The sequence below is a fragment of the Cupriavidus yeoncheonensis genome (genome assembly GCF_905397275.1).
GTDB classification, from domain to species: Bacteria; Pseudomonadota; Gammaproteobacteria; order Burkholderiales; family Burkholderiaceae; genus Cupriavidus; species Cupriavidus yeoncheonensis.
This window is the reverse complement of record NZ_CAJPUY010000034.1, coordinates 1-21216: the sequence shown is the minus strand read 5'-3', so window position 1 is coordinate 21216 and position 21216 is coordinate 1. Positions and strand designations below refer to the sequence as shown.

At 67.2% G+C, this 21216-nt stretch carries 20 protein-coding genes; 8 read left to right on the top strand and 12 right to left on the bottom strand.

Annotation, left to right across the window (positions count from 1 at the left end; translation table 11 throughout):
* Nucleotides 1-10: 10 nt before the first annotated feature.
* From KHO22_RS29880 to KHO22_RS29845, 8 genes are all read right to left on the bottom strand, one after another.
* Complete coding sequence (locus tag KHO22_RS29880; RefSeq protein ID WP_211950793.1) at nucleotides 11-1303, bottom strand: NAD(P)/FAD-dependent oxidoreductase; 1293 nt, start codon at nucleotides 1301-1303, stop codon at nucleotides 11-13.
* A gap of 11 nt (nucleotides 1304-1314) precedes the next feature.
* On the bottom strand, nucleotides 1315-1620 hold the full coding sequence (locus tag KHO22_RS29875) for a non-heme iron oxygenase ferredoxin subunit (protein ID WP_211950792.1): 306 nt from the start codon (nucleotides 1618-1620) through the stop codon (nucleotides 1315-1317).
* A 79-nt stretch (nucleotides 1621-1699) separates the two neighbouring features.
* Nucleotides 1700-2749 (bottom strand): branched-chain amino acid ABC transporter permease, encoded by a 1050-nt coding sequence (locus tag KHO22_RS29870; RefSeq protein ID WP_211950819.1) that lies wholly within the window; start codon nucleotides 2747-2749, stop codon nucleotides 1700-1702.
* On the bottom strand, nucleotides 2749-3633 hold the full coding sequence (locus KHO22_RS29865; protein ID WP_211950791.1) for a branched-chain amino acid ABC transporter permease: 885 nt from the start codon (nucleotides 3631-3633) through the stop codon (nucleotides 2749-2751). The genes KHO22_RS29870 and KHO22_RS29865 overlap by 1 nt, the downstream gene beginning before the upstream one ends.
* Before the next feature lie 12 nt (nucleotides 3634-3645).
* On the bottom strand, nucleotides 3646-4407 hold the full coding sequence (locus KHO22_RS29860) for an ABC transporter ATP-binding protein (RefSeq protein ID WP_211950790.1): 762 nt from the start codon (nucleotides 4405-4407) through the stop codon (nucleotides 3646-3648).
* Entirely contained in the window at nucleotides 4404-5195 is a 792-nt protein-coding gene (locus KHO22_RS29855; RefSeq protein WP_211950818.1) for an ABC transporter ATP-binding protein, read from the bottom strand. The genes KHO22_RS29860 and KHO22_RS29855 overlap by 4 nt, the downstream gene beginning before the upstream one ends.
* An 8-nt stretch (nucleotides 5196-5203) precedes the next feature.
* The gene (locus KHO22_RS29850) at nucleotides 5204-6439 is read right to left on the bottom strand and encodes an ABC transporter substrate-binding protein (RefSeq protein WP_211950789.1); all 1236 of its coding nucleotides are present in this window, start codon (nucleotides 6437-6439) and stop codon (nucleotides 5204-5206) included.
* A 177-nt stretch (nucleotides 6440-6616) separates the two neighbouring features.
* Nucleotides 6617-8221: an MFS transporter gene (locus KHO22_RS29845; protein ID WP_211950788.1), complete on the bottom strand. Its 1605-nt coding sequence runs from the start codon at nucleotides 8219-8221 to the stop codon at nucleotides 6617-6619.
* 429 nt (nucleotides 8222-8650) lie between these two features.
* Between KHO22_RS29845 and KHO22_RS29840 the strand changes: the two genes are divergently transcribed.
* The 8 genes from KHO22_RS29840 (at nucleotide 8651) to KHO22_RS29805 (ending at nucleotide 17559) form a co-directional block, all read left to right on the top strand.
* The gene (locus tag KHO22_RS29840) at nucleotides 8651-9613 is read left to right on the top strand and encodes an amidohydrolase family protein (RefSeq protein WP_211950787.1); all 963 of its coding nucleotides are present in this window, start codon (nucleotides 8651-8653) and stop codon (nucleotides 9611-9613) included.
* A 39-nt stretch (nucleotides 9614-9652) separates the two neighbouring features.
* On the top strand, nucleotides 9653-10405 hold the full coding sequence (locus KHO22_RS29835; protein ID WP_211950786.1) for a maleate cis-trans isomerase family protein: 753 nt from the start codon (nucleotides 9653-9655) through the stop codon (nucleotides 10403-10405).
* Nucleotides 10406-10415: 10 nt separating this feature from the next.
* Nucleotides 10416-11240: an alpha/beta fold hydrolase gene (locus tag KHO22_RS29830; RefSeq protein WP_211950785.1), complete on the top strand. Its 825-nt coding sequence runs from the start codon at nucleotides 10416-10418 to the stop codon at nucleotides 11238-11240.
* A gap of 39 nt (nucleotides 11241-11279) precedes the next feature.
* Entirely contained in the window at nucleotides 11280-12332 is a 1053-nt protein-coding gene (locus KHO22_RS29825) for a 2,5-dihydroxypyridine 5,6-dioxygenase NicX family protein (RefSeq protein WP_211950784.1), read from the top strand.
* A 6-nt stretch (nucleotides 12333-12338) separates the two neighbouring features.
* Complete coding sequence (locus KHO22_RS29820) at nucleotides 12339-12965, top strand: isochorismatase family protein (protein WP_211950783.1); 627 nt, start codon at nucleotides 12339-12341, stop codon at nucleotides 12963-12965.
* Nucleotides 12966-13147: 182 nt separating this feature from the next.
* A complete protein-coding gene (locus KHO22_RS29815; RefSeq protein ID WP_211950782.1) occupies nucleotides 13148-15529 on the top strand; it encodes a xanthine dehydrogenase family protein molybdopterin-binding subunit in 2382 nt (793 codons plus the stop codon).
* Nucleotides 15530-15532: 3 nt separating this feature from the next.
* The gene (locus KHO22_RS29810) at nucleotides 15533-16360 is read left to right on the top strand and encodes an FAD binding domain-containing protein (RefSeq protein ID WP_211950781.1); all 828 of its coding nucleotides are present in this window, start codon (nucleotides 15533-15535) and stop codon (nucleotides 16358-16360) included.
* A gap of 8 nt (nucleotides 16361-16368) precedes the next feature.
* On the top strand, nucleotides 16369-17559 hold the full coding sequence (locus KHO22_RS29805) for a xanthine dehydrogenase family Fe-S subunit (RefSeq protein ID WP_211950780.1): 1191 nt from the start codon (nucleotides 16369-16371) through the stop codon (nucleotides 17557-17559).
* Nucleotides 17560-17579: 20 nt separating this feature from the next.
* On the opposite strand, the gene KHO22_RS29800 is transcribed toward KHO22_RS29805, so the two are convergent.
* Genes KHO22_RS29800 through KHO22_RS29785 form a run of 4 tightly spaced genes read right to left on the bottom strand, consistent with a single transcriptional unit; the run spans nucleotide 17580 to nucleotide 20918 of the window.
* Nucleotides 17580-18377, bottom strand: a complete 798-nt coding sequence (locus KHO22_RS29800) for an anti-sigma factor family protein (RefSeq protein WP_211950779.1) — start codon at nucleotides 18375-18377, stop codon at nucleotides 17580-17582.
* Complete coding sequence (locus KHO22_RS29795; protein ID WP_230427086.1) at nucleotides 18374-18916, bottom strand: RNA polymerase sigma factor; 543 nt, start codon at nucleotides 18914-18916, stop codon at nucleotides 18374-18376. The genes KHO22_RS29800 and KHO22_RS29795 overlap by 4 nt, the downstream gene beginning before the upstream one ends.
* A 31-nt stretch (nucleotides 18917-18947) precedes the next feature.
* Complete coding sequence (locus tag KHO22_RS29790) at nucleotides 18948-20438, bottom strand: YncE family protein (RefSeq protein ID WP_211950778.1); 1491 nt, start codon at nucleotides 20436-20438, stop codon at nucleotides 18948-18950.
* 15 nt (nucleotides 20439-20453) lie between these two features.
* Complete coding sequence (locus KHO22_RS29785) at nucleotides 20454-20918, bottom strand: DUF305 domain-containing protein (protein WP_211950777.1); 465 nt, start codon at nucleotides 20916-20918, stop codon at nucleotides 20454-20456.
* Nucleotides 20919-21216: the final 298 nt, after the last annotated feature.

Here is a 21216-nt window from a genome sequence, read left to right as displayed (position 1 = left end):
GGTGTTCCTTTCAGAGTGTGGTGAGGCTGGCGGTGCGGCCGGTTGCGTCCGCCTGCACTTCGCGCACGAGCTGGCGCAGGGGCAGGGCGGCGTCGCACAGGCGGGCCAGGTGTTCTTCGACGGGCAGGCCGAACAGCGCGCGCAACTGGCGCAGGTCGCCGCCTGCATTGACGGCGATCGCGTGGCGCAGGCGGCCGTCCAGCGTGCCGAGCAGCATGAATTTCGGGCTTGCCGCGTCGCCGGGCGGGCGCTCCCGCCACGCATAGCGGATGCCGGCATGGGCGGCGCCAAGCATCTGCACGTTGCAGCCGAACTGGTCGGTCCAGAACCACGGCGTGGCTGCGGGCGCGGCCTCCAGGCCGAGCATGGACGTCGCGGCGATGCGGGCCTGCTCATTGGCCGATTGCCACGATTCCAGGCGCATCTCGGTGCCGAACAGCGGATGGAACTGGCTTGCGCAATCGCCGGCGGCGTAGATGTTCGGTGCGCTGGTGCGACCCCGTTCGTCGATCCGGATGCCGCCGTTTCCCGGGTGCAGTGCAAGCCCGGCGCCGGCGGCAAGGCCGGAGTTCGGGGTCAGGCCAATCGCTACCACGAGCACCGGCACCTGCCAGGCGGTGCCATCGGCCAGCTGCACCCGCACACCTTGCGACTGCGGTTCGATTGCCGCGATCTGGCAGCCAAGCCTCAGGTCCACGCCGCGTGCGCGGATGCGCTGCGCCAGCCAGTCCCCAAGCTCTGCAGGGGCGGCGCGGCCGAGCAGCGTGTCGGCGCTTTCCAGCACGGTGACCTTGAGGCCAAGGTCCACCGCCGTGGACGCGGTCTCCAGTCCGAGGAAGCCGCCACCGATCACCAGGATCTCGTCGGCGCGCTGCATGGCCTCGCGCAGGGCATCCGCGTCGTCCAGCGTGCGCAGGTAGTGCACATCGGGCGTGCCGGGCGGCAGCGCCTTCAGCGCGCGTGCGCTGCCACCGGTGGCGAGCAGGCAGGCGCCGAAGTGGATTTCGCTGCCGTCCGTGCAGGCGGCGACGCTGCGCGCGGGGTCGATCGCGGTCACGGTGGTGCCGAGGCGCAGGTCGATCTCGCGCTCCGCGTAGAAGCTGGCGGGATGCACGCCGATCTGGCCCCGCTGGCCGGCATCGGCCAGCACCGCCTTGGAAAGCGGCGGACGCTCGTACGGCGCGTGCCGTTCGCCGCCAACCATGACGATGCGATCAGCGTGCCCCAGCTTGCGCAGCTCGGCGGCGGCCATGGCACCGGCCTGGCCGGCACCGACGATCAGGATGGGCGCTTGCTGTGCCATGCGCGGCTCCGTCACAGCTCGACCCAGACCCGGCTGTCTTCGAACTTGACCGGGTAGGTGCGGATGTCGGTGGCGGCCGGCGCGCACATGGCCTTGCCGGTACGGATGTCGAAGCGGGCCTGGTGCAGCGGGCATTCGATGCAGCCGTCTTCCAGGTAGCCATCGGACAGCAGGGCGTACTGGTGCGTGCAGACGTTGTCCGTGACGAAGTATTCGTCGTCGCTGCGGAAGACCGCCAGCTGGCGCTCGCCCAGCGTGAGCGGCATCACTTCATCGTTCTGCAGCGTGCCGGCGTCGTTGATTTCAATCCATGCCATGAAGCTCTCCGTTGCTGATCTGTCAGTACACTGACTATAACGATCAGTGTACTGATGTATTTTGCACGAACTATCCTCGTTAACCCTGTCCGGAACCGGCGGCACCCGGCCGGGCCGCGCCAGTGGCCGTGGCGACGGGCCGCGACACGGGGCGAACCCGCCAGCGCGCCTCGATCTCGCCCATGATGCCGCGCCGGAACGCGAGAACGCAGACCACGAAGATCAGTCCGGTGACCATGCTGACGGACTCGCCGAGCGAGTCGAACCACGACACCCCGGTCAGCGCCGCCAGGGCCGTGCCGGCATCGCCGAGCTTGTTCTCGAGCGCGACGATGACGACGGCGCCCAGGATCGGCCCGGACAGCGTGCCCATGCCGCCCACCAGCGTCATCAGGATCACCGAGCCCGACATCATCCAGTGCACATCGGTCAGCGTGGCGAAGCCGAGCACCAGCGTCTTGAGCGCGCCGGCCAGTCCCGCGAGCGCGGAGGAGAGCACGAAGGCCAGCAGCTTGAAGCGGTCGGCGTCATAGCCGAGCGAGATCGCGCGCGGTTCGTTCTCCTTGATGGCACGCAGAATCTGCCCGAACGGCGAGTTGACGATGCGCATGATGCCCAGGAAGGCCGCCGCCGTGATGGCCAGCACCAGGTAGTACATGGTCATGTCGGGTTCCAGCGAGACCACGCCGAACAGGTGGCCGCGCGGCACCGCCTGCAAGCCGTCCTCGCCGCCGGTGAGCGGCGCCTGCAGGCAGAAGAAATAGAACATCTGCGCCAGTGCCAGCGTGATCATGGCGAAATAGATGCCTTGCCTGCGAATCGCCAGCGCACCGAACGCCAGGCCCAGCAGCGCGCCGAACGCAGTGCCGAACAGCAGGCCGATCTCCGGCGTGACTTGCAGTGACTTCATCGCGTAGCCGCACGCATAGGCCGCGCCGCCGAAAAACGCGGCGTGGCCGAACGACAGCAGGCCGGTGAAGCCGAGCAGCAGGTTGAAGGCGCAGGCGAACAGCGCGAAGCACAGCAGCTTCATCACCAGCACCGGATAGGCGCCCAGGAACGGGGCGGCCGCCAGGACCGCCAGCAGCAGGCCGTAAGCGAACGTGGCGCGGTTGTCGCGTGCCGTCATCATGCTTCCTTTCCAAAGAGACCGGCCGGGCGTACCAGCAGCACGCAGACCATGGCCACGAACACGACCGTGGCCGAGGCCTCGGGGTAGAACACCTTGGTCATGCCCTCGAACACGCCCAGGCCAAGGCCGGTGAAGATCGATCCGAGGATGGAACCCATGCCGCCGATCACCACCACCGCGAACACCGTGATGATCAGGTTCTGGCCCATCAGCGGCGACACCTGCATCACCGGTGCCGCGAGCACGCCCGCCAGCGCCGCCAGGCCCACGCCGAAGGCGTAGGTCAGCGTCACCAGCAGCGGCACGTTGATGCCGAACGCCTCGACCATGCGCGGGTTTTCGGTGCCGGCCCTAAGGTAGGCGCCAAGCCGGGTCTTCTCGATCACGTACCAGGTGGCAAAGCAGACGCCCAGCGACGCCACCACCACCCAGGCGCGGTAGTTGGGCAGCACCATGAAGCCAAGGCCGGTCACGCCGGTGAGCGCTTCCGGCGTCGGATAGGGCAGGCCGGAGACCCCATAGGCCGATCGCAGCAGGCCTTCCAGCAACAGGCAGATGCCCAGCGTCAGCAGCAGCCCGTAGAGGTGGTCGAAGCGGTACAGGTGGCGCAGCATGGTGCGTTCCAGCACCACGCCGATTGCGCCTGTCACCAGCGGCGCCAGCAGCAGCATCAGCCAGTAGCTGATGCCCAGGTAGTTCAGGCCCATCCAGGCCAGCACCGCGCCAAGCATGAACAGCGCACCGTGGGCAAAGTTGATCACGTTGAGCAGGCCGAAGATCACGGCCAGCCCCAGACTCAGGATCGCGTAGAACGATCCGTTCACCAACCCCAGCAGCAGCTGGCTGAGCAGCGCCGGCAGGGGTACTCCGAACAATTCCATTGGAAACTCTCCTTACACGCCGAGCAGTGCGTTAAGCGTCGGCATCTTGCGTTCCAGTTCCGAAGACTCGAATGCCTCCACGATGGCGCCGTGTTCCATCACATAGAAGCGGTCGGCCAGCGGCGCGGCGAAGCGGAAGTTCTGCTCCACCATGACAACGGTGTAGCCGCGCTGGCGCAGCATGGTGATCATCTTCGCGAGCTTCTGCACGATCACCGGCGCCAGCCCTTCCGAGATCTCGTCGAGCAGCAGCACGCTGGCGCCGGTGCGCAGGATGCGCGCGACCGCCAGCATCTGCTGCTCCCCGCCCGACATGCGCGTGCCCGGGCTCTTGCGGCGTTCGAGCAGGTTGGGGAACATCTCGTAGAGCTCGGCGACCGTCATCGGCTCGCGCAGGCCCGCCGCGCCGGGCGCGCGCGCGAACTCGGGCGGCAGCAGCAGGTTCTCTTCGCACGACAGGCTCGAAAAGATCGCGCGCTCTTCCGGGCAATAGCCAAGGCCGAGCGGCGCGATGCGGTGCGTCTTCATGGCGATGGTTTCCTGGCCATGCACGCGCACCGAGCCCTTGCGCTGGCCGACCAGGCCCATGATGGCGCGCAGCGTGGTGGTGCGTCCGGCGCCGTTGCGGCCGAGCAGCGTGACCACCTCGCCGGGGTTCACCGTCAGGTTCACGCCATGCAGGATGTGCGATTCGCCATACCATGCGTGCAGGTCGCGGATCTCCAGTGCGGGGGGAGTGGTGGCGGTAGTGGTGGCGGTAGTGGCCCGGGTCATGCGGCCTCCGCGCGGGCGTGGAGGTCCGCGGCCTCGTCTGTGGTTCCCATATAGGCTTCCTTCACTTGCGGATCGTTCGAGACTTCGTCATAGCTGCCTTCGGCCAGGATCGCGCCGCGCTGGAGCACCGTGATGCGGTCGACGATCGACGACACCACGCTCATGTTGTGCTCGACCATCAGCACGGTGCGCCCGGCCGAGACACGCTTGATCAGCGCAGTGACGGTCTCCACGTCCTCATGGCCCATGCCCTGGGTGGGCTCGTCCAGCAGCATCAGCTCCGGGTCCATTGCCAGCGTGGTGGCGATCTCCAGCGCGCGCTTGCGACCGTAGGCCAGCTCGGCGGTCGGCAGGTGCGAAAAGCCCGCAAGGCCGACCGCATCGAGCAGTTCCATGGCGCGCCCATCCAGCTTCGACAGGGACTGCCTGCCCCGCCAGAAGTGGTAGGCGGTGCCAAGCTTGCGCTGCAGCGCCACGCGCACGTTTTCCAGCACACTCAGCTGCGGAAACACCGCCGAGATCTGGAACGACCGGATCACGCCCATGCGGGCGATGTGCGCGGGCCGCAGGGCGGTGATGTCGGCGCCGTTGAAGTGGATGGAGCCGGACGACGGCGCGTGGAACTTGGTCAGCAGGTTGAAGCAGGTGGTCTTGCCCGCGCCGTTCGGGCCGATCAGCGCATGGATCGACCCGCGGCGCACGCGCAGGCTGACATCGTTCACGGCCGTGAAGCCCTTGAAGCTCTTGGTCAGGCCGTGGGTCTGCAGGATGATGCCGGCATCGGACATTGGCATGCTCACTTCTTCACCAGCGGGCATTCGCTGGCCGACAGCGGACGGAACGCCTCCTCGCCGGGGATGGTGCCGAGATACTTGACCAGGTCCCACGCCCCTTTGGATTCCGCCGGCGTCTTCGCCTGGGCCAGGTACATGTCGTGCACCATGCGGCCATCGGCACGCACCTTGCCGTTGTGCACGAAGGCGTCGTTGACGGGCAGGGCGCGCATCTTGTCCGCCACGGCGAGGCCGTCGACGGTCCTGGCGGCTTCGACGGCCTTCAGGTAGTGCAGCACGCCGGAGTAGACGCCGATCTGCCCGTGCGTCGGGTAGGCCTTGTGGCGCTTGTAGTAGCGCTCGACGAAGTCCTTCGACTTGTCGTCCAGGTCCAGGCGGAACGGGTCCACATAGGTCAGGCCCTGCGCGGTGCTCAGGCCCAGGCTCTTGATGTCGGTGATGAAGGTGGACGGCGTGATCACGGTCTGCCCGGCCCTGACCAGCCCGAATTCGCCGGCGGCCTTCACGCCGTTGATCATGTCGTTGCCCGCATTGGCCAGCACCACGACCTTGGCCTTGGAGGCCGATGCGGCAACCACCGGGCTGCTGAAGTCGCTGGCGTTGAGCGGATGCCTGGTGCTGCCCACGTTCTTGCCGCCGCTGACGTCCACCGCCTTGCGGAAATCCGCTTCCAGCGACTGGCCGAAGGCATAGTCCACGGTGATGTAGTACCAGCTGTTGCGGCCCTGGTCGATCATGCGCCTGACCAGCGGATACGACACGGAGTACGTATCCCACGCCCAGTGGAAGCCCGTGGGCGAGCAGTTCTGGTTGGTCAGCGCCATCGCGCCGCCGGTCGAGACGATATCGATCTTCTGCTTCTGCCTGGCGACTTCCTGCACGGCCAGTGCCGTCGAAGAGTTGGGGAAATCAATCACCATGTCCACGCCATCCGTGTCGAACCAGCGGCGCGCCAGCGATGAGGCGATATCCGCCTTGTTCTGGTGGTCGGCCGACAGCACCGTGACCGGCTTGCCGAGCGCCTTGCCGCCGAACTCTTCCACGGCCATCTGCGCGGCAAGCACCGAGCCCTTGCCGGAGAGGTCGGCATACGAGCCGGACATATCGGTGATGACGCCGATCTTCACGCCATTGGCATCCGCCCAGGCGGGCGCGGTGGCAGCAAGGCCCAGCAGGGCCGACAGGGCCGACAGGGCTGATGATTGGGCGAGGGTGCGGAGGGTACGAGGTTTGGACATGGGGGCTCCCGGTTGTCTTCGCGGATAGTGGGTTGGGTTGCGATGGTTGTCGCTTGCGGTGCCCCGGCCTCATCGCCGTACCGGGGCACTTGGTCATGAATTCAGTATGCTGAAGATAGGGCGGTAAAGAGGGCGGATCACTCCGCCCCACTCGGCCCTTCACTGTGCTGGTGCGGCTCAGGCCGACAGGTCGCGTCCGCGCGTCTCCGGCACGAACAGCATGCCGATGACGAATGCCGCGCCGGCAATGATCACCGGGTACCAGAGCCCGTAGTAGACGTCACCGCTCGAAACGTTCATCGCGGTGACGACGAAGGACAGCATGCCGCCGACCCAGCCGGCGCCCAGGTGGAAGGGCAGCGACAGCGAGGTGTAGCGCACACGGGCCGGGAACAGTTCCACCATGAACGCCGCCATCGGCCCGTACACCATCGCCAGGAACAGGATAGGCACGAGCAGCAGCAGGAACAGCATGGGCAGGTTGATCCGCGCGGGATCGGCACGCTCCGGCCAGCCCGCGGCGACCAGCGCGCGCTTGATGGCGTCGCGGTCGAAGCCCTGCAGCGTCTGGGAGCCGATGCGCACTGCGGCTTGCGCCGTATCAGCGGCCGGCACGAAGGTGTAGCCCACGCCAAGGTCGGTCAGGTAGCCGCGGATCTTGTCGCAGTCGGACACCGGGTCACCGAACAGGCGGGCCTTGCAGTTGCCCGCCGTCACTTCGACGGTTCCCTGCTGCTGGAAGTGCTCGAGTGCCGGGTTGGCGTAGTGCGTCAGGCCCTTGAAGATGGGCTGGATGGTCAGCGCGGCCAGCAGGCAGGCCGCCATCATGATGTACTTGCGGCCGATGCGGTCCGACAGCCAGCCAAAGAACAGGTAGCACGGCGTGGCGACGACAAGCGCGATGGCGATCAGCATGTGCACGGTTTCGATCGGCACGTGCAGCGTCTTGTTGACGAAGAACATGGTGTAGAAATGGCCCGTGCCGAAGATCGCGCCAAGACCCGCCGCCACCACGAACAGCAGCAGCACGGACCTGAGGTTGTGCCATTGCGTGAAGCTCTCGCGGATCGGCGCCTTCGAGGTCGCGTTGCTGGCCTTCATGCGCGCGAACACCGGCGACTCGTGCAGCTTGCCGCGGATGTACACCGAGATCACCAGCATCACGAACGACACGATGAACGGAATGCGCCAGCCCCACGCGCGGAACTCCGCCTCGGTCAGGAACGTCTTGAGCAGGTACACGACCAGCAGCGACGACAGCAGCCCGAGGGTCGCCGTGGTCTGCAGCGAGCTGGTGTACAGGCCGCGCTTGTGTACTGGCGAATGCTCCGCCACATACGTCACCGCGCCACCGACTTCGCCGCCGAGCGCCAGGCCTTGCAGCAGCCGCAGCAGCACCAGCAGCAAGGTGGCGGCAATGCCGATCTGCTCGTACGTGGGCAGCACGCCAACGCCGACGGTGGCAATCCCCATCAGCAGGATGGTGATCAGGAAGGTGTACTTGCGGCCGATGATGTCGCCGAGCCGGCCGAACAGCAGCGCGCCCACGGGCCGGATCAGAAAGCCCGCGCCGAACGTCGCCAGGCTGGCCAGGAAGGCGGCGGTTTCATTGCCCTTGGGAAAGAACAGTGCGCCGAAGTAGACCGCCAGGGCGGCGTAGATATAAAAGTCGTACCACTCCATCAGCGCGCCGAAGGAGGAGGCAAGGATGACCTTGCGCTCCTCCGCAGTCATGCCGGAAGCGGAGGCGCGCGCTTCATCGCGGGTCAGGCTCATAGTCATGGCGGGGGTCCTATGGTGAAGCCGGTTGTCTCATTTGTCTTTTGTCTTCCCGGGTGCGACTGGCGCGCTTTCGGGGCCTCCAATGGCCCCTTGTCATGCCGCCATGCCTGCTACCGGTGCATCAGTCAGTATGCTGATGAGAAGCGCAGTATGCTGAGCAAAATGCGGGCCAGACCACGGAAGCCGGAATGCCTGCAATGCCTGCTTTTAAGCGGCTGGCTAATATCGTCAGCATACTGAGCATGTGGGGCAGTGTACTGAGCGTGTCGGGCCATCGTTATAGGTGTTAACCCTCCGGAAGTCGTCTGGACTTTTGGAATTTCGCTGACTAGAATCCGCAATTAGTCAGTGTACTGAGTAAATCGCGCAACGCCTCCGCTTGCAAGCATTGCTGGTGCACCGCAACCCGTCATCAGGAGCCCCCACAGCATGACAAGAGTGAAGAAGATCGCCCTGGAAGAGCATTTCATGACGCCAGGGTTCCAGGCCTATTCCAAGGGATTCACGCAATATATCGACCCCGCGGTGTTCGCCGACCTGGGTCGCCGCCTGGCCGATTTCGACGAGCTCCGTCTCGCGGAGATGGACCGCGCGGGCATCGATATCACGGTGCTGTCGCAGACCGGTCCCGGTGTTCAGGGCGAAGCCGATCCCGGACTTGCCATCACGCGTGCAAAGCAGAGCAACGACTTCCTGGCCGGACAGATCGCGCGCCATCCGACGCGCTTTGCCGGTTTTGCATCACTGCCCATGCACGATCCCGAACAGGCGGGCAGGGAACTGGAGCGCGCCGTGCGCGAACTCGGCTTCAAGGGGTCGCTCGTGAACGGCCACACGCACGGCCGCTATTACGACGATCCCGCGTATGACGCGTTCTGGGAACGGATGCAAGCGCTCGACGTGCCGCTGTACCTGCACCCGACCGACGCCTATGTGAAGCCACAGGTGCTGGCTGGCCATCCGGAACTGGACGGCGCCGCGTGGGGCTGGGGCGTGGAAACGGCATCGCACGCGCTGCGTCTGCTGTTCGGCGGGGTGTTCGATCGATTTCCGCGGCTGAAGATCATCCTTGGCCATATGGGCGAAGGCCTGCCGTTCCAGCGCTGGCGCTTCGACAGCCGCTTCGCGGTGTACTCGCACGGGGTACGTCTCGCGCGCGCGCCGTCGGAGTACATCGGCACCAATATCGTGATCACCACGTCGGGCGTGTGCTCGCACGGCGCCCTGTCGGGGGCCATTGCCGAGATGGGGCCGCAGGCCGTGATGTTCTCCGTCGACTATCCGTATGAATCGACCGAGGTCGCGGCGCAGTTCATCGAGGAAGCGCCGCTCGACGAAGCGACGCGCGCGCAGGTCTGCCACGGCAACGCCCAACGCCTTCTCAAGCTGTAAACGCTGCAACCGCTGCAACCGCACTACGCAAGGACACCCATGCAAAAAGTCTTTCGCATCGGCCAGATCGTGCCGAGCTCCAACACCACGATGGAAACCGAGATCCCGGCCATGCTGAGCGCGCGCCAGCAGATCCGTCCCGAACGGTTCACTTTCCATTCGAGCCGCATGCGCATGAAGAAGGTGGTCAAGGAAGAACTGGCCGCCATGGACGCCGAGTCCGACCGCTGCGCCGTCGAGCTTTCCGACGCACGCGTGGATGTGCTCGGCTACGCCTGCCTGGTCGCGATCATGGCGATGGGCCATGGCTACCACCGCAAGTCGGAACAGCGCCTGAAGGCCCACACCGTCGAGAACGGCGGCGACGCGCCGGTCATCACGAGTGCCGGTGCGCTGGTTGATGCCCTCAAGGTGATCGGCGCGAAGCGCATCGCCGTGGTCGCTCCGTACATGAAGCCGCTGACCGAACTGGTGGTGGACTACATCCGCAACGAAGGCTACGAAGTCGTCGACTACCGCGCGCTGGAGATTCCGGACAACCTCGAAGTCGGTCGCCACGATCCGGCCAGGCTGCCGGCCATCGTCGCGCAGATGAATATCGCCGACGTCGATGCCATCGTGCTGTCGGCCTGCGTGCAGATGCCGTCGCTGCCGGCCGTGGCCAGGGTCGAGGCGATGACCGGCAAGCCGGTGATCACGGCGGCCATCGCCACCACCTACGCCATGCTGCGCGCACTGGACCTGGAGCCGGTCGTGCCGGGCGCGGGCGCGCTGCTGTCCGGCGCCTACTGAGGGCCGCGGCATGAGCACCTTCCTCTATGGCGGCAACGTCCACGCCAACAACATCCGCCAGCACTACCTGCGCTATGGCGGCAACGATGGCGAACGCGCGTCGCGCGATACGGTGATCATCGTGCCGGGCATCACGAGCCCGGCCATCACGTGGGGCTTCGTCGGCGAGCAGTTCGGCCAGCGCTTCGATACCTATGTGCTGGACGTGCGCGGCCGCGGCCTGTCCGAAGCCAGCGACGCGCTGGACTACAGCCTGGATGCGCAGGCCGCCGACGTGATCGCCTTCGCGCAGGCGCTGGGCCTGCGGCGCTATGCCATCGTCGGCCACTCGATGGGCGGGCGCATCGGCGTTCGCGTCGCGCGGCAACGCCCGGCGGCCCTGACGCGCCTGGTGATGGTCGATCCGCCGGTCTCCGGTCCGGGGCGCCGCGCCTATCCCGCGCAGTTGCCGTGGTACATCGATTCCATCCGCCTCGCGCGGGCCGGCATCGACGCCGAGGGCATGCGCCGCTTCTGCCCGACCTGGACGGACGAGCAACTGCGCCTGCGCGCCGAATGGCTGCACACCTGCGACGAGCGCGCGATCCTGGCGAGCTTCAGCGGCTTTCATGAAGACGACATCCACGCCGACCTGCCGCACGTGTCGGTGCCCACGCTGCTGATGCGCGCCGGCCGCGGCGACGTGGTGCGCGACGAGGACGAGCAGGAGATCCGCACGCTGCTGCCGGGCGTGCTGGTGAGCCACGTGGCCGATGCCGGCCACATGATCCCGTGGGACGACGAGGGCGGCTTCTATCGTGCCTTTGACGATTTCCTTGGTGCCGCGCTGCTGTGATGAACGCCACTCACCAACCCCGTCACGCAAGGAGCCGACATGCCCGTCAGTGACCACCAGATGATCGAAGCCTGGAGCCGGGTGCTCAAGCTGTCAAAGCTCGAACGAGGGCAGACGGTGACCATCCTCACCAGTGCCGCCACGCATCCGCAGACCCTGTCGACCGCGCTGATCGCCACGCAGGCGATGGGCGCGATCGTGAACCGGCTGGACCTGCCGCCCGTCAATGGCGAAAAGGCGCTGAGCCGCGATGCGCTGGCCTATCTCGGCACCACGCCGCTGACCGGCAATCCGGCCGCCATCGCTGCGCTCAAGGCGAGCGACCTCGTGCTCGACCTGATGACGCTGCTGTTCTCGCCCGAGCAGCACGACATCCTGAGCGGCGGCACGAAGATCCTGCTCGCGGTGGAGCCGCCCGAGGTGCTGGCGCGCATGGTCCCGACCGAGGCCGACTGCGAACGCGTCAAGGCGGCCGCCGGGCGGCTGGGCCGCGCAAAGGAAATGCACGTGGTTTCGGCCGCCGGCACGGACTTGCGCTGCCCGCTGGGAGAGTTTCCGGCCATCAGCGAATATGGCTTCGTCGACGAGCCCGGGCGCTGGGACCACTGGCCCAGCGGCTTCGTGCTGACCTGGCCGAACGAGGGCGGGGCGAGCGGCACCATCGTGCTCGATCGCGGCGATATCCTGCTGCCGCAGAAGACCTACGTCACGGAGCCGGTCAGGCTGACCGTGGAGAACGGCTTCGCCACGCGCATCGAAGGCGGGCTGCATGCCGAGCTGCTGAGCGAATACATGGCCTCGTTCAAAGACCCGGAGGCCTATGCGATCTCGCACATCGGCTGGGGCCTGCAGCCGCGCGCGCACTGGGCGACGCTCGGCCTGTACGACCGCGAAGCCACCATCGGCATGGATGCGCGCGCGTTCGAGGGCAACTTCCTGTTCTCGCTCGGCCCCAACAACGAGGCCGGCGGGCAGCGCACGACCACCTGCCATATCGACATCCCGCTGCGCCGCTGCACCGTGCGGCTGGACGGCGTGGATGTGGTGACCGAGGGCAAGGTCATGGATGGCTTCCAGTACCCCAAGGAGTAAGGGCCCATGCACAAGGAAATCGGCGCCTACCAGCGCCAGGGTTTCGGCAACCAGCTTGAACTGGCGCCGCCGTTCGGCCTGCTGATCGTCGACTTCGTCAACGGCTTTGCCGATCCGGCGGTGTTCGGCGGCGGCAATATCCGCGAGGCGATCACCGCCACGGTGCCGCTGCTCGCGGTGGCGCGCCGCGAAGGCTGGGCCGTTGCGCACAGCCGCATCGTCTATGCCGACGATGGCGCGGACCACAACGTCTTCTCGATGAAGGTGCCGAACATGCTGACGCTGAAGGAGCATGAGCGGAACAGCGCCATCGTGGAGGACCTGGCGCCCGCACCGGGCGAACTGGTGGTGCGCAAGACCGTGCCGTCGGCCTTCTTCGGCACCTCGCTGGGCGCGTGGCTGACGCAGCGCGCGGTGAAGACGCTGCTGGTGGCGGGCGCCGTGACCAGCGGTTGCGTGCGCGCCAGCGTCGTGGATGCCATGCAGTATGGCTTCCGCCCGCTGGTGCTGTCGGATTGCGTGGGAGATCGCGCCCTTGGTCCGCACGAGGCCAACCTGTTCGACATGGAGCAGAAGTACGCCACCGTCATGCCGCGGTCGGCCGCCCTGGCGGCGATCGGCGTGCAGGAATGAGCGCAGGCATCGGCGCAGGCATGGGCGCAGGAATGGCGTTTGCGCCGCCTGCCATGCGGTGAAGCCGCAATTGACAGGCCGGGGCGGGGTTCTTTAGCATTTTTGCTCAGCATGCTGAGCAAGTCGAAACCCACGGCGGGCGCATGGTCCGCCGCGGCCGCCGGCCAGAAGACAGGATATCGATGGAACCGAATCATTCGTTGGAAGGGCGGGGCCAGGGGGTCGGCGCCCGCGTGGCGCGCAAGGAAGACGCCAGGCACCTGCACGGCAAGGGCCGGTTCGTGGCGGACATCGCCATGCCGGACCTGCAGGAGGTGGCATTCCTGCGCAGCCCCGTCGCGCACGCCAGGCTGCTCTCGGTCACCAAGCCGCAGGCGTTGGCCGCATCGGTGATCGTGCGCGAGGACATGCAGGGCGCGAAGGACATCGTTGCCGACTCGGCCTTTCCCTCCTACAAGCCTTCCGCGCAGCCGCCACTGGCCAGCGGCAAGGTGCGCTTCGTCGGCGAGCCGGTGGCCATGGCCTTCGCCCCGACCCGTGCCGAGGCCGAGGACATCGCCGAGCAGGTCTCGCTGGAACTTGACGAGCTGACCGCGCTGACCGAAGTCGCGCAGGCGCGCCAGCTCGCGGAAGACGTCCGCGTGCATGAGCACTGGAGCGACAACACCTTCCTGACGCTGACCGCCGACAAGAATTTCGAGGCGCGGCAGCGCGAGGCCACTGTCGTGGTCCAGCGCAAGATCGATCTGGCACGCCAGTGCATGGTGCCGATGGAAGGCAAGGCGGTGCTGGCCTACTGGGACCACCAGTTCGACCAGCTTGTCGTGTACAGCGCCACGCAGGTTCCGCACATGATCCGCACCATCCTGAGCCACTGCCTAGGGCTGGACCAGGAACGCGTGCGCGTGATCTCGCCCGATGTGGGCGGCGCATTCGGCTACAAGTGCGTGCTGCAGCAGGAGGAGTTGTGCATCGCGTGGCTGGCCATGATGCACAAGCGGCCGTTCCGCTTCATCGAGGACCGGCGCGAGCACCTGACCGCCGGCGCCAACTCGCGCGAACACCACTACGAGCTGACTGCGTATGCCGACGCGCGTGGCAGGCTGCTGGCGCTGGACGCAAAGATCGCCATCGACGGCGGTGCCTATTCGGTGTGGCCGTTCACCATCGGCCTCGAGCCGGGCCAGGCCATCGGCAACCTGCCGGGGCCGTATGCGTTCGACGGCTATCGCTGCGAGACCGTCTGCGTCGCCACCAACAAGCCCGGCTTCGTGCCGTATCGCGGCGTGGCCCGCACGGGCGTGTGCTTCGCGATGGAACTGCTCATGGATGCGATCGCGCGCGAGGTTGGCCGCGAGCCGTGGGAAGTCCGCAGCGAGAACCTCGTGCCGCCGCAGGCCATGCCTTACGTCAACGTGACCAACAAGCACTTCGACGGCGGCGACTACCCGGCCAGCGTGCGCAAGGCGATGGAGATGATCGACCTGCCCGCGATCCGCGCGCGCCAGCAGGCGGGCCCGGAGGGCAGCCGTTATGTGGGGGTTGGCTTCGGCACGTACACCGAGCAATCGGCGCACGGCACGTCGGTGTTCGCGGCGTGGGGCACGCCGGTGATTCCGGGCTTCGACTCCGCCACCGTGCGCATCACGCCGGACGGGGGGCTGGAGGTGCGCGTCGGCGTGCATTCGCACGGGCAGGGCATGGAAACCACGTTCGCGCAGATCGCGAACGAGATCCTCGGCATCGATGTCGCGCGGATCAAGGTCGTCCATGGCGACACGGGCCTTACGCCATTTTCGACGGGCACGTACGCGTCGCGTTCGCTGGTGATGTCGGGCGGCGCGGTGTCGCGCGCATGCAAGGCGCTGCTGCCGCGGCTGCTGAAGATCGGCGCGCACATGCTCGGGCAGCCGGCGCAAGCCGCGCGCTTCGAGGCCGGATTCGTGCGCGCAGGCGAAGGCAGCATTGCCCTCGACCGCATTGCCGACGCCTGGTACATCAACCCGCACCTGTTGCCGGCCGATGTCGACGCACAGGGCCTGGAAACCACCATGGGCTTCAAGCCGGCGGTCGATACCGGCAGCTTCACCTACGCCACGCATGCGGTCGCCGTGGAAGTCGATATCGATTCGGGGCACGTCGAGATCCTCGACTATGTCGTGGTCGAGGACTGCGGCACCATGATCAACCCGATGGTGGTGGAAGGGCAGACTTACGGCGGCGTGGCGCAGGGCATCGGCACAGCCATGTTCGAGGAGATGCGCTATGACGGCAACGGCCAGCCGCTCGCTTCGACGCTGGCGGACTACATGCTGCCGGGGCCGACCGAGATCCCGTCGATCCGCATTCATCATTTCGAGACGCCGTCGCCGCACACGGAATTCGGCGCGAAGGGCATGGGCGAAGGCGGCGCGATCGCGCCGCCCGCCGCGATCTTCAACGCGGTGAACGATGCGCTGCGCGACTTCGGCGTCGAACTCAAGGAAACCCCGCTGACCCCACGGAAGGTCCTGGAAGCGCTGGACGCCGCCGCGACCCGGTCCGAAAGCAGGAAGGCTGCCTGAACCATGAAAGCCGTTGCCTTTACCTATCAAGCGCCCGGCTCGCTGGCCGATGCGCTCGCCCGCCTCGGCGCGGGCACCGAGGTTGCCAAGACCATGGGCGGGGGCCAGTCGCTCGGCCCGATGCTGAACCTGCGCCTGACGCGCCCGGATGCCGTTGTCGATGTATCGCGGCTGCCGGAACTGCGCGAGGTTACGGTCACCCCCGACTACGTTCGCCTGGGCGCCTGCGTGACCCATGCGCAGATCGAGGACGGCGTGTTCGGGCCGCTGCGCGCAACCATGCTGCAGGCCGTGGCCGGCGGCATCGCCTACCGCGCCATCCGCAATCGCGGCACCGTGGGCGGCAGCCTTGCCCATGCCGACCCGGCGGCGGACTGGGTGGTGACCATGACGGCATTGGGCGCGCGGATCGAGATCGTCTCGGCCGCGGCGACCCGCGTGGTGCCGATGGATGCCTTCATGATCGGCGCCTACACCACGGTGCTGGAGGAAGGCGAACTGATCGCCGCGGTGCGCGTGCCGCCGGCAAGCGCGGAGACCCGCTGGGGTTACCAGAAGCTGTGCCGCAAGACCGGCGAGTTCGCCGAGGCGAGCTGCGCGGCTTACTTCGACGCGAGCCGCCGCTTCGCGCGCATCGTGCTGGGCGCGCTCGACGGGCCGCCGGTGGTGCTGCGCGAGCTGACCCGAGCGGTCGCGGCGCAGGGCGCCGATGCACTGACCACGCAGGCCGTGGACGAGGCCATCGCGCGCGCCGCGCCGGACAAGGACGCGATCGACCGCAAGCTGTGCCGTACCGTCGTGACGCGCTGCGTCATGCAAATGCTGAACTGAGGAGCCCCGTGCAAACCATCGCATTCACCGTCAATGGCCGGCAGGTGTCCGGCGCGTGCACGGACCGTACGCACCTGGGCGACTTCCTGCGCGATACCCACCGGCTCACCGGCACCCACCTTGGCTGCGAGCACGGCGTCTGCGGCGCCTGCACGGTGCTGGTCGACGACAAGCCGGTGCGCTCGTGCATCACCTTCGCCGCCGGTTGCCAGGGCGCGGACATCGTCACCGTGGAGGGCTATGAGGATGACGCGGTGATGGCCGACCTGCGTGTCGCCTTCAACCGCCATCATGCGCTGCAGTGCGGCTTCTGCACGCCGGGCATGCTTGCCACCGCGCGCGACATCGTGCTGCGCCTGCCGGACGCCGACGAGGCCACCATCCGGCATGAGCTGTCGGGCAACCTGTGCCGCTGTACCGGCTATATGGGCATCGTCGCCGCCATCCGCTCGGTGCTGGACGCGCGCCGGCCGGCGCAGGGAGCGTCTTCGTCACCCACGCCTGCCCCGGCCAGTGCAAAGGCGTTCACCGGTTTCGCCGTGTCGGACGAGGCGCTCGGCGCCGCGCCGAGGCAGGCCGCCACGGCGGCAACGGCGGCAACGGCGGCAAACGAGGCGGGGCGCGCGGCCGACCGCAAGGGCTGGTCGCGCATCGAAGGCGGCTTTACCGTGCCCTACGCGGCCGACGCGGTCTGGGCGTTCATGGCGGACCTGCCCGCGGTGGCGGGCTGCCTGCCGGGCGCCGTGCTGACCGAAGTCGAGGGCGAGAAGGTCAAGGGCCACATCGCCATCAAGTTCGGCCCGATGTCCGCGCGCTTCGAGGGTGCGGCACGCCTGCAGCGCGACGACGCCCGGAAGCGCGGCGTGCTCAGGGGGGCGGGGCAGGATTCGCTGAGCAACTCCAAGGCCGCCGGCGATATCGCGTACCAGCTCACCGCGCGATCGGCCAGCGAGACGGAAGTCGCGGTGGACTTGCAATACTCGTTGCAAGGGCCGCTGGCCCAGTTCTCGCGCTCGGGGCTGGTGCGCGATTTCGTGCGGCGCATGATCGCCGACTTCGGCAAGTCGGTGGCGCGCAGGATGGACCCCACGCTGAGCGAGTCGGAGCGCATGAAGACCGTGCGGCTCAACCCGGTGGCGCTGTTCTTCGGCGTGCTCTGGGAACGCGTGAAGGGGCTGTTCGGCAAGGGCGAGCGCTGAACCCGCCAGCCCGCCCGGCGCTATGCCGGTGCGGGCCGGCGTGCGCGCTGGTCGATCTGCCGCCGCATCTCGTCGGCCAGCGGATGCAGGCCATCGGTCGAATCGGCGGCGACGAGGCTGTAGCCGAGTCCCTGGTCCGCCCATGAATATCCCGCCACGCCGGCCTGGCGATGGGCTTTCATCGGCGTGTCCTGTTCCACCTTCATCGGCCGCACCAGCATGGCGACACGCGTGCCGTGCCCATCGTCATACATGAAGAGCCCGGCCGGCCCGTGCTCGGTTGCCACGAGGCGCCCGCCCATGTAGCGGTAGCCCGAACGGGTAAGGTCCGGCACGGCGACGGGGCGCTGCAGCCGTGCCGATACCCATCTGACGAGATCGGCGCTGTCGTGCGCGCTGATTTCCACGGGGCGGTTCGGGTCGGATGCGAAGACCTGGTAGCTGGCCGTGGCCTCGCGCGCCAGCGCGGCAATGCCGCCAGTCGCAGGTTCGGTGGCGCCGTGTCCCATCCAGCCTGCCAGGCCGCCTACGCACAGCGCCACGAACACCGAAGCCGCGAGGCGCCAGGGAGCGGCCGTGCGCGTGCGGCGCGCGGCGAGCATGTGGCGCAGGTTGAGTTCCGGCGGGATCGGCTCGCTCGCGACCGGGGCGAATGCGGCGCGCAACTGCGCGCGCTGCGCGGCATAGCCCTCGACGCGGCGCGCGACTTCCGGGTGATCGCGCAGGTAGGCATCGATCTCGTGCCGGCGCGCCTCGTCCAGCGTGTGGTCCACATAGGCCTGCAGGTCTTCTTCCTGCACGGGCCGGTTCTCCTTCATTTGACCCTCCGCAATGCCGCCTTCTGTGCGGGTCCCGCCGCTGCCGCGGCGCCGCCTTCCATGATCTTCAACAACCGGTCCCGCGCGCGCGACAGGCGCGACATCACGGTACCGATGGGAATGTCGAGGACGCGGGCGGCGTCCGCGTATGACATGTCTTCGACCGACACCAGCAGCAGCACGCTGCGCTGCTCGGCCGGCAAGGTATCGAGCGCGCTCATCAGGTCGCGGTAGTGCAGGCCGTCTTCCTGCGTGGCGCGCGCGCTCAGCGCTTCGGCCACGTCTTCGATGGCGACATGCAGGCCGCGCGCGCCCGCCTGGCGGCGCAGCGCCGTCATCGCCAGGTTATGCAGGATGGCGAACACCCAACTGCGGGTGTCGCCATGGCCGCGGCGGCTGTCCCAGTACGTGATGACCTTCTCCAGGCAGTCCTGGACGAGGTCGTCGGCGCTGTCCTGTTCGCGCAGCAGCGCACGCGCATAGCGCCGCAACGCGGGGATCATCGGCTCGACGTGCTGCAGCAGGTCCTTCACAACCATTCCTCTCCGCTATGCATGGACAACCTGGCGTCTACATGGCCTGCACTTGCACAGGTGCCGCAGGCTTGCCATTGACGGCCGGCGCGATCACAAGATAGCGCCGCGCTTCCGCACCGGCAATGCCCTGCACAACCTGCCGGATCGGCCCGATCGCGTTGACGATGGCCCCGCCCGCGGGGTTCGCGGTGAAGTTCGCCAGCGGTTCCAGCGGCCCGGTGCCATCCGCCTGGCCAGCGAGTGCGAGTACATACGCCTGCTTGGGTTGCAGCCCCGTTGCGGAGGCTTGCAGCACTTGCAGCAGGCCCTGGTCGAACAGCGTCACGCTGGTCGGGGCATTGTCGCTCGCGACCGGCTTGCCATTGGCCAGGGCCACCAGCTTCAGTTGCGTGGTCTGGCCCGCGACGCCAAGCGGCTGCAGTCCTTGCGTGCCCGGTCCTTCGGGCACGGCGCCGGGCACGTAGACGATGGCCTGCGGGGCCTGGCCAACGGGCACGCTGGCCACGACCTGGTTGGTGGCGGTATCGATGGCCGCAAGGCTGTCCGCGTTCTCCAGGCCGACGTAGATGCGGGTGCCGTCGCCGGACGGCCAGAGGCCATGCGGCAGGGCGCCCACGGGAATCGTCGCGACCGGGGTGAAGTCGTCGGTGCGGAAGACCTTCACCTGGTTCAGCCCGCCGATGGTGATATAGGCGAAGGTGCCGGCCGCGGTGTGCGCGAAGTTCACGTGGTTGGTGATCGCGCCGGTCTCAAGGGTCTTGAGCGGGCGGAACGGCGGATGCGCTTCGAACACCTGGGTCTTGCCGATATCCTTGAGCGTGAACCAGACCTGCCTGCCATCCGGCGTGGCGGCGATGTTCGGGCAGAACGGGCTTTCCTGCTTCACGCGCGCGACGATCTTGTGATCGGCCACGGTGACGACCGCGACTTCCGGATTGAAGGACGAACAGATGTAGCCGTACTTGCCGTCCGGCGAGAAGATCTGCATGCCCGGGCCGGCCGCGACGGTGATGCGGGTCTTCTCCGCGAACGTCGCGGCGTCGATCACCGAAATGTAGTTCTCGCCGCGCACTGTCACCCACACTTCCTTGCCGTCGGGCGTGTAGAAGGCCTCATGCGGCGAACGTCCCACATAGGTCACGTGCTTGACGGCATTGGTCGCCGTGTCGATGAAAGACACTGAGTTGGAGCCGATCGACACCACCGCCAGCGTGCGCCTGTCGGGCGAGAAGCCGAGGCCATGCACGAGCAACTGGCCGCGGTAGAGCGGGCTGAGGTTGCCCGGTGTCGGATCGCCCAGGCGAATCACGCCCAGCAGCTTGTTGTCGGCCGGGTCGGTCACCGACACCGTGTTGGAGAACTGCTCGGCCGCGTAGATGCGGTCGCGGTGGCTGACGGGCACATCGGGCGCGCCCAGCGGGCCGGGGGCCTGGCCGGCCAGTGTGATGCCTGACAGGCCGAGCAGCAGCGCAAGGCTCAGGGCGGGCTTCACGATCTTGACGTTCTTGGCGGGGTTCCGTTTCATGGCTTGGTCTTGTTGTCAGTGGGCGTGCTTGGCGTGGCTGTGCCCGTCCGCCTGCGGCGGGGGCTGGTCGGTGCTGGCAGGCTGGCTGGGCTGGGTGGGCGCCGGGGCGGAGGGCGGCAGCGGCTGGCCGAGCGCGAGCCGCATCGCGGCGATCTCCTGCAACTGCTCGACGACGATTTCCTGAGCAATGCGTCGCAGCTGTTCATTGCGCCCGTAGCGCAGCTCGGCCATGGCCATGTCGATGGCGCCCTGGTGATGCGGGATCATCATGGCGGCAAAGTCCTGATCAATATTGCCGCTGGGCGGAACGGCCATGCCATCCATCATCCGCGTCATGGCGGCCTCGTTCTCGGCCGCGAACTTCTGCTGGTCGGTGCTGCCCTGGGCCCTGGCGGCGGCCGGGAGCAGGAAGGCCGCCGTCAAGGCCAGGGCGATCCAGGCAGAGGCGGTGGGGCGAAGCTGGCGGGGCGGGAGTGCCATGGTTCCTCGTCGTTCATGTGGTCCGGGAAGTGGACCAATGTGTGGTAGACGCAGGAAGGAGTACGTTTATTCCACCGGGGATTGGGTTTTTTTGAGGTTGTCGTTCTTGACATGCGCTGCTGTTTCGCCGGCGTAGCCGGCGACCTCCTTTTGCCCGAGCGGCAAAAGGAGGCAAAAACGCGTCTTCGGTACGGTTCACCCACATAGGTAACAGAACAGTTCAAGCACATAGGTAACAGTTTTCTACGCTGCATGGGCGACTGCCACCGGGAGATGCCCATGCCCTGGAGTGAGCTCA

Coding starts and splice junctions, on each gene's coding strand:
- KHO22_RS29870 (WP_211950819.1), bottom strand. CDS start 2,749: ATGACGGCACGCGACAACCGCGCCACGTTCGCTTACGGCCTGCTGCTG.
- KHO22_RS29845 (WP_211950788.1), bottom strand. CDS start 8,221: ATGACTATGAGCCTGACCCGCGATGAAGCGCGCGCCTCCGCTTCCGGC.
- KHO22_RS29875 (WP_211950792.1), bottom strand. CDS start 1,620: ATGGCATGGATTGAAATCAACGACGCCGGCACGCTGCAGAACGATGAA.
- KHO22_RS29835 (WP_211950786.1), top strand. CDS start 9,653: ATGCAAAAAGTCTTTCGCATCGGCCAGATCGTGCCGAGCTCCAACACC.
- KHO22_RS29810 (WP_211950781.1), top strand. CDS start 15,533: ATGAAAGCCGTTGCCTTTACCTATCAAGCGCCCGGCTCGCTGGCCGAT.
- KHO22_RS29850 (WP_211950789.1), bottom strand. CDS start 6,439: ATGTCCAAACCTCGTACCCTCCGCACCCTCGCCCAATCATCAGCCCTG.
- KHO22_RS29790 (WP_211950778.1), bottom strand. CDS start 20,438: ATGAAACGGAACCCCGCCAAGAACGTCAAGATCGTGAAGCCCGCCCTG.
- KHO22_RS29820 (WP_211950783.1), top strand. CDS start 12,339: ATGCACAAGGAAATCGGCGCCTACCAGCGCCAGGGTTTCGGCAACCAG.
- KHO22_RS29815 (WP_211950782.1), top strand. CDS start 13,148: ATGGAACCGAATCATTCGTTGGAAGGGCGGGGCCAGGGGGTCGGCGCC.
- KHO22_RS29880 (WP_211950793.1), bottom strand. CDS start 1,303: ATGGCACAGCAAGCGCCCATCCTGATCGTCGGTGCCGGCCAGGCCGGT.
- KHO22_RS29855 (WP_211950818.1), bottom strand. CDS start 5,195: ATGTCCGATGCCGGCATCATCCTGCAGACCCACGGCCTGACCAAGAGC.
- KHO22_RS29795 (WP_230427086.1), bottom strand. CDS start 18,916: ATGGTTGTGAAGGACCTGCTGCAGCACGTCGAGCCGATGATCCCCGCG.
- KHO22_RS29800 (WP_211950779.1), bottom strand. CDS start 18,377: ATGAAGGAGAACCGGCCCGTGCAGGAAGAAGACCTGCAGGCCTATGTG.
- KHO22_RS29840 (WP_211950787.1), top strand. CDS start 8,651: ATGACAAGAGTGAAGAAGATCGCCCTGGAAGAGCATTTCATGACGCCA.
- KHO22_RS29785 (WP_211950777.1), bottom strand. CDS start 20,918: ATGGCACTCCCGCCCCGCCAGCTTCGCCCCACCGCCTCTGCCTGGATC.
- KHO22_RS29860 (WP_211950790.1), bottom strand. CDS start 4,407: ATGACCCGGGCCACTACCGCCACCACTACCGCCACCACTCCCCCCGCA.
- KHO22_RS29865 (WP_211950791.1), bottom strand. CDS start 3,633: ATGGAATTGTTCGGAGTACCCCTGCCGGCGCTGCTCAGCCAGCTGCTG.
- KHO22_RS29825 (WP_211950784.1), top strand. CDS start 11,280: ATGCCCGTCAGTGACCACCAGATGATCGAAGCCTGGAGCCGGGTGCTC.
- KHO22_RS29830 (WP_211950785.1), top strand. CDS start 10,416: ATGAGCACCTTCCTCTATGGCGGCAACGTCCACGCCAACAACATCCGC.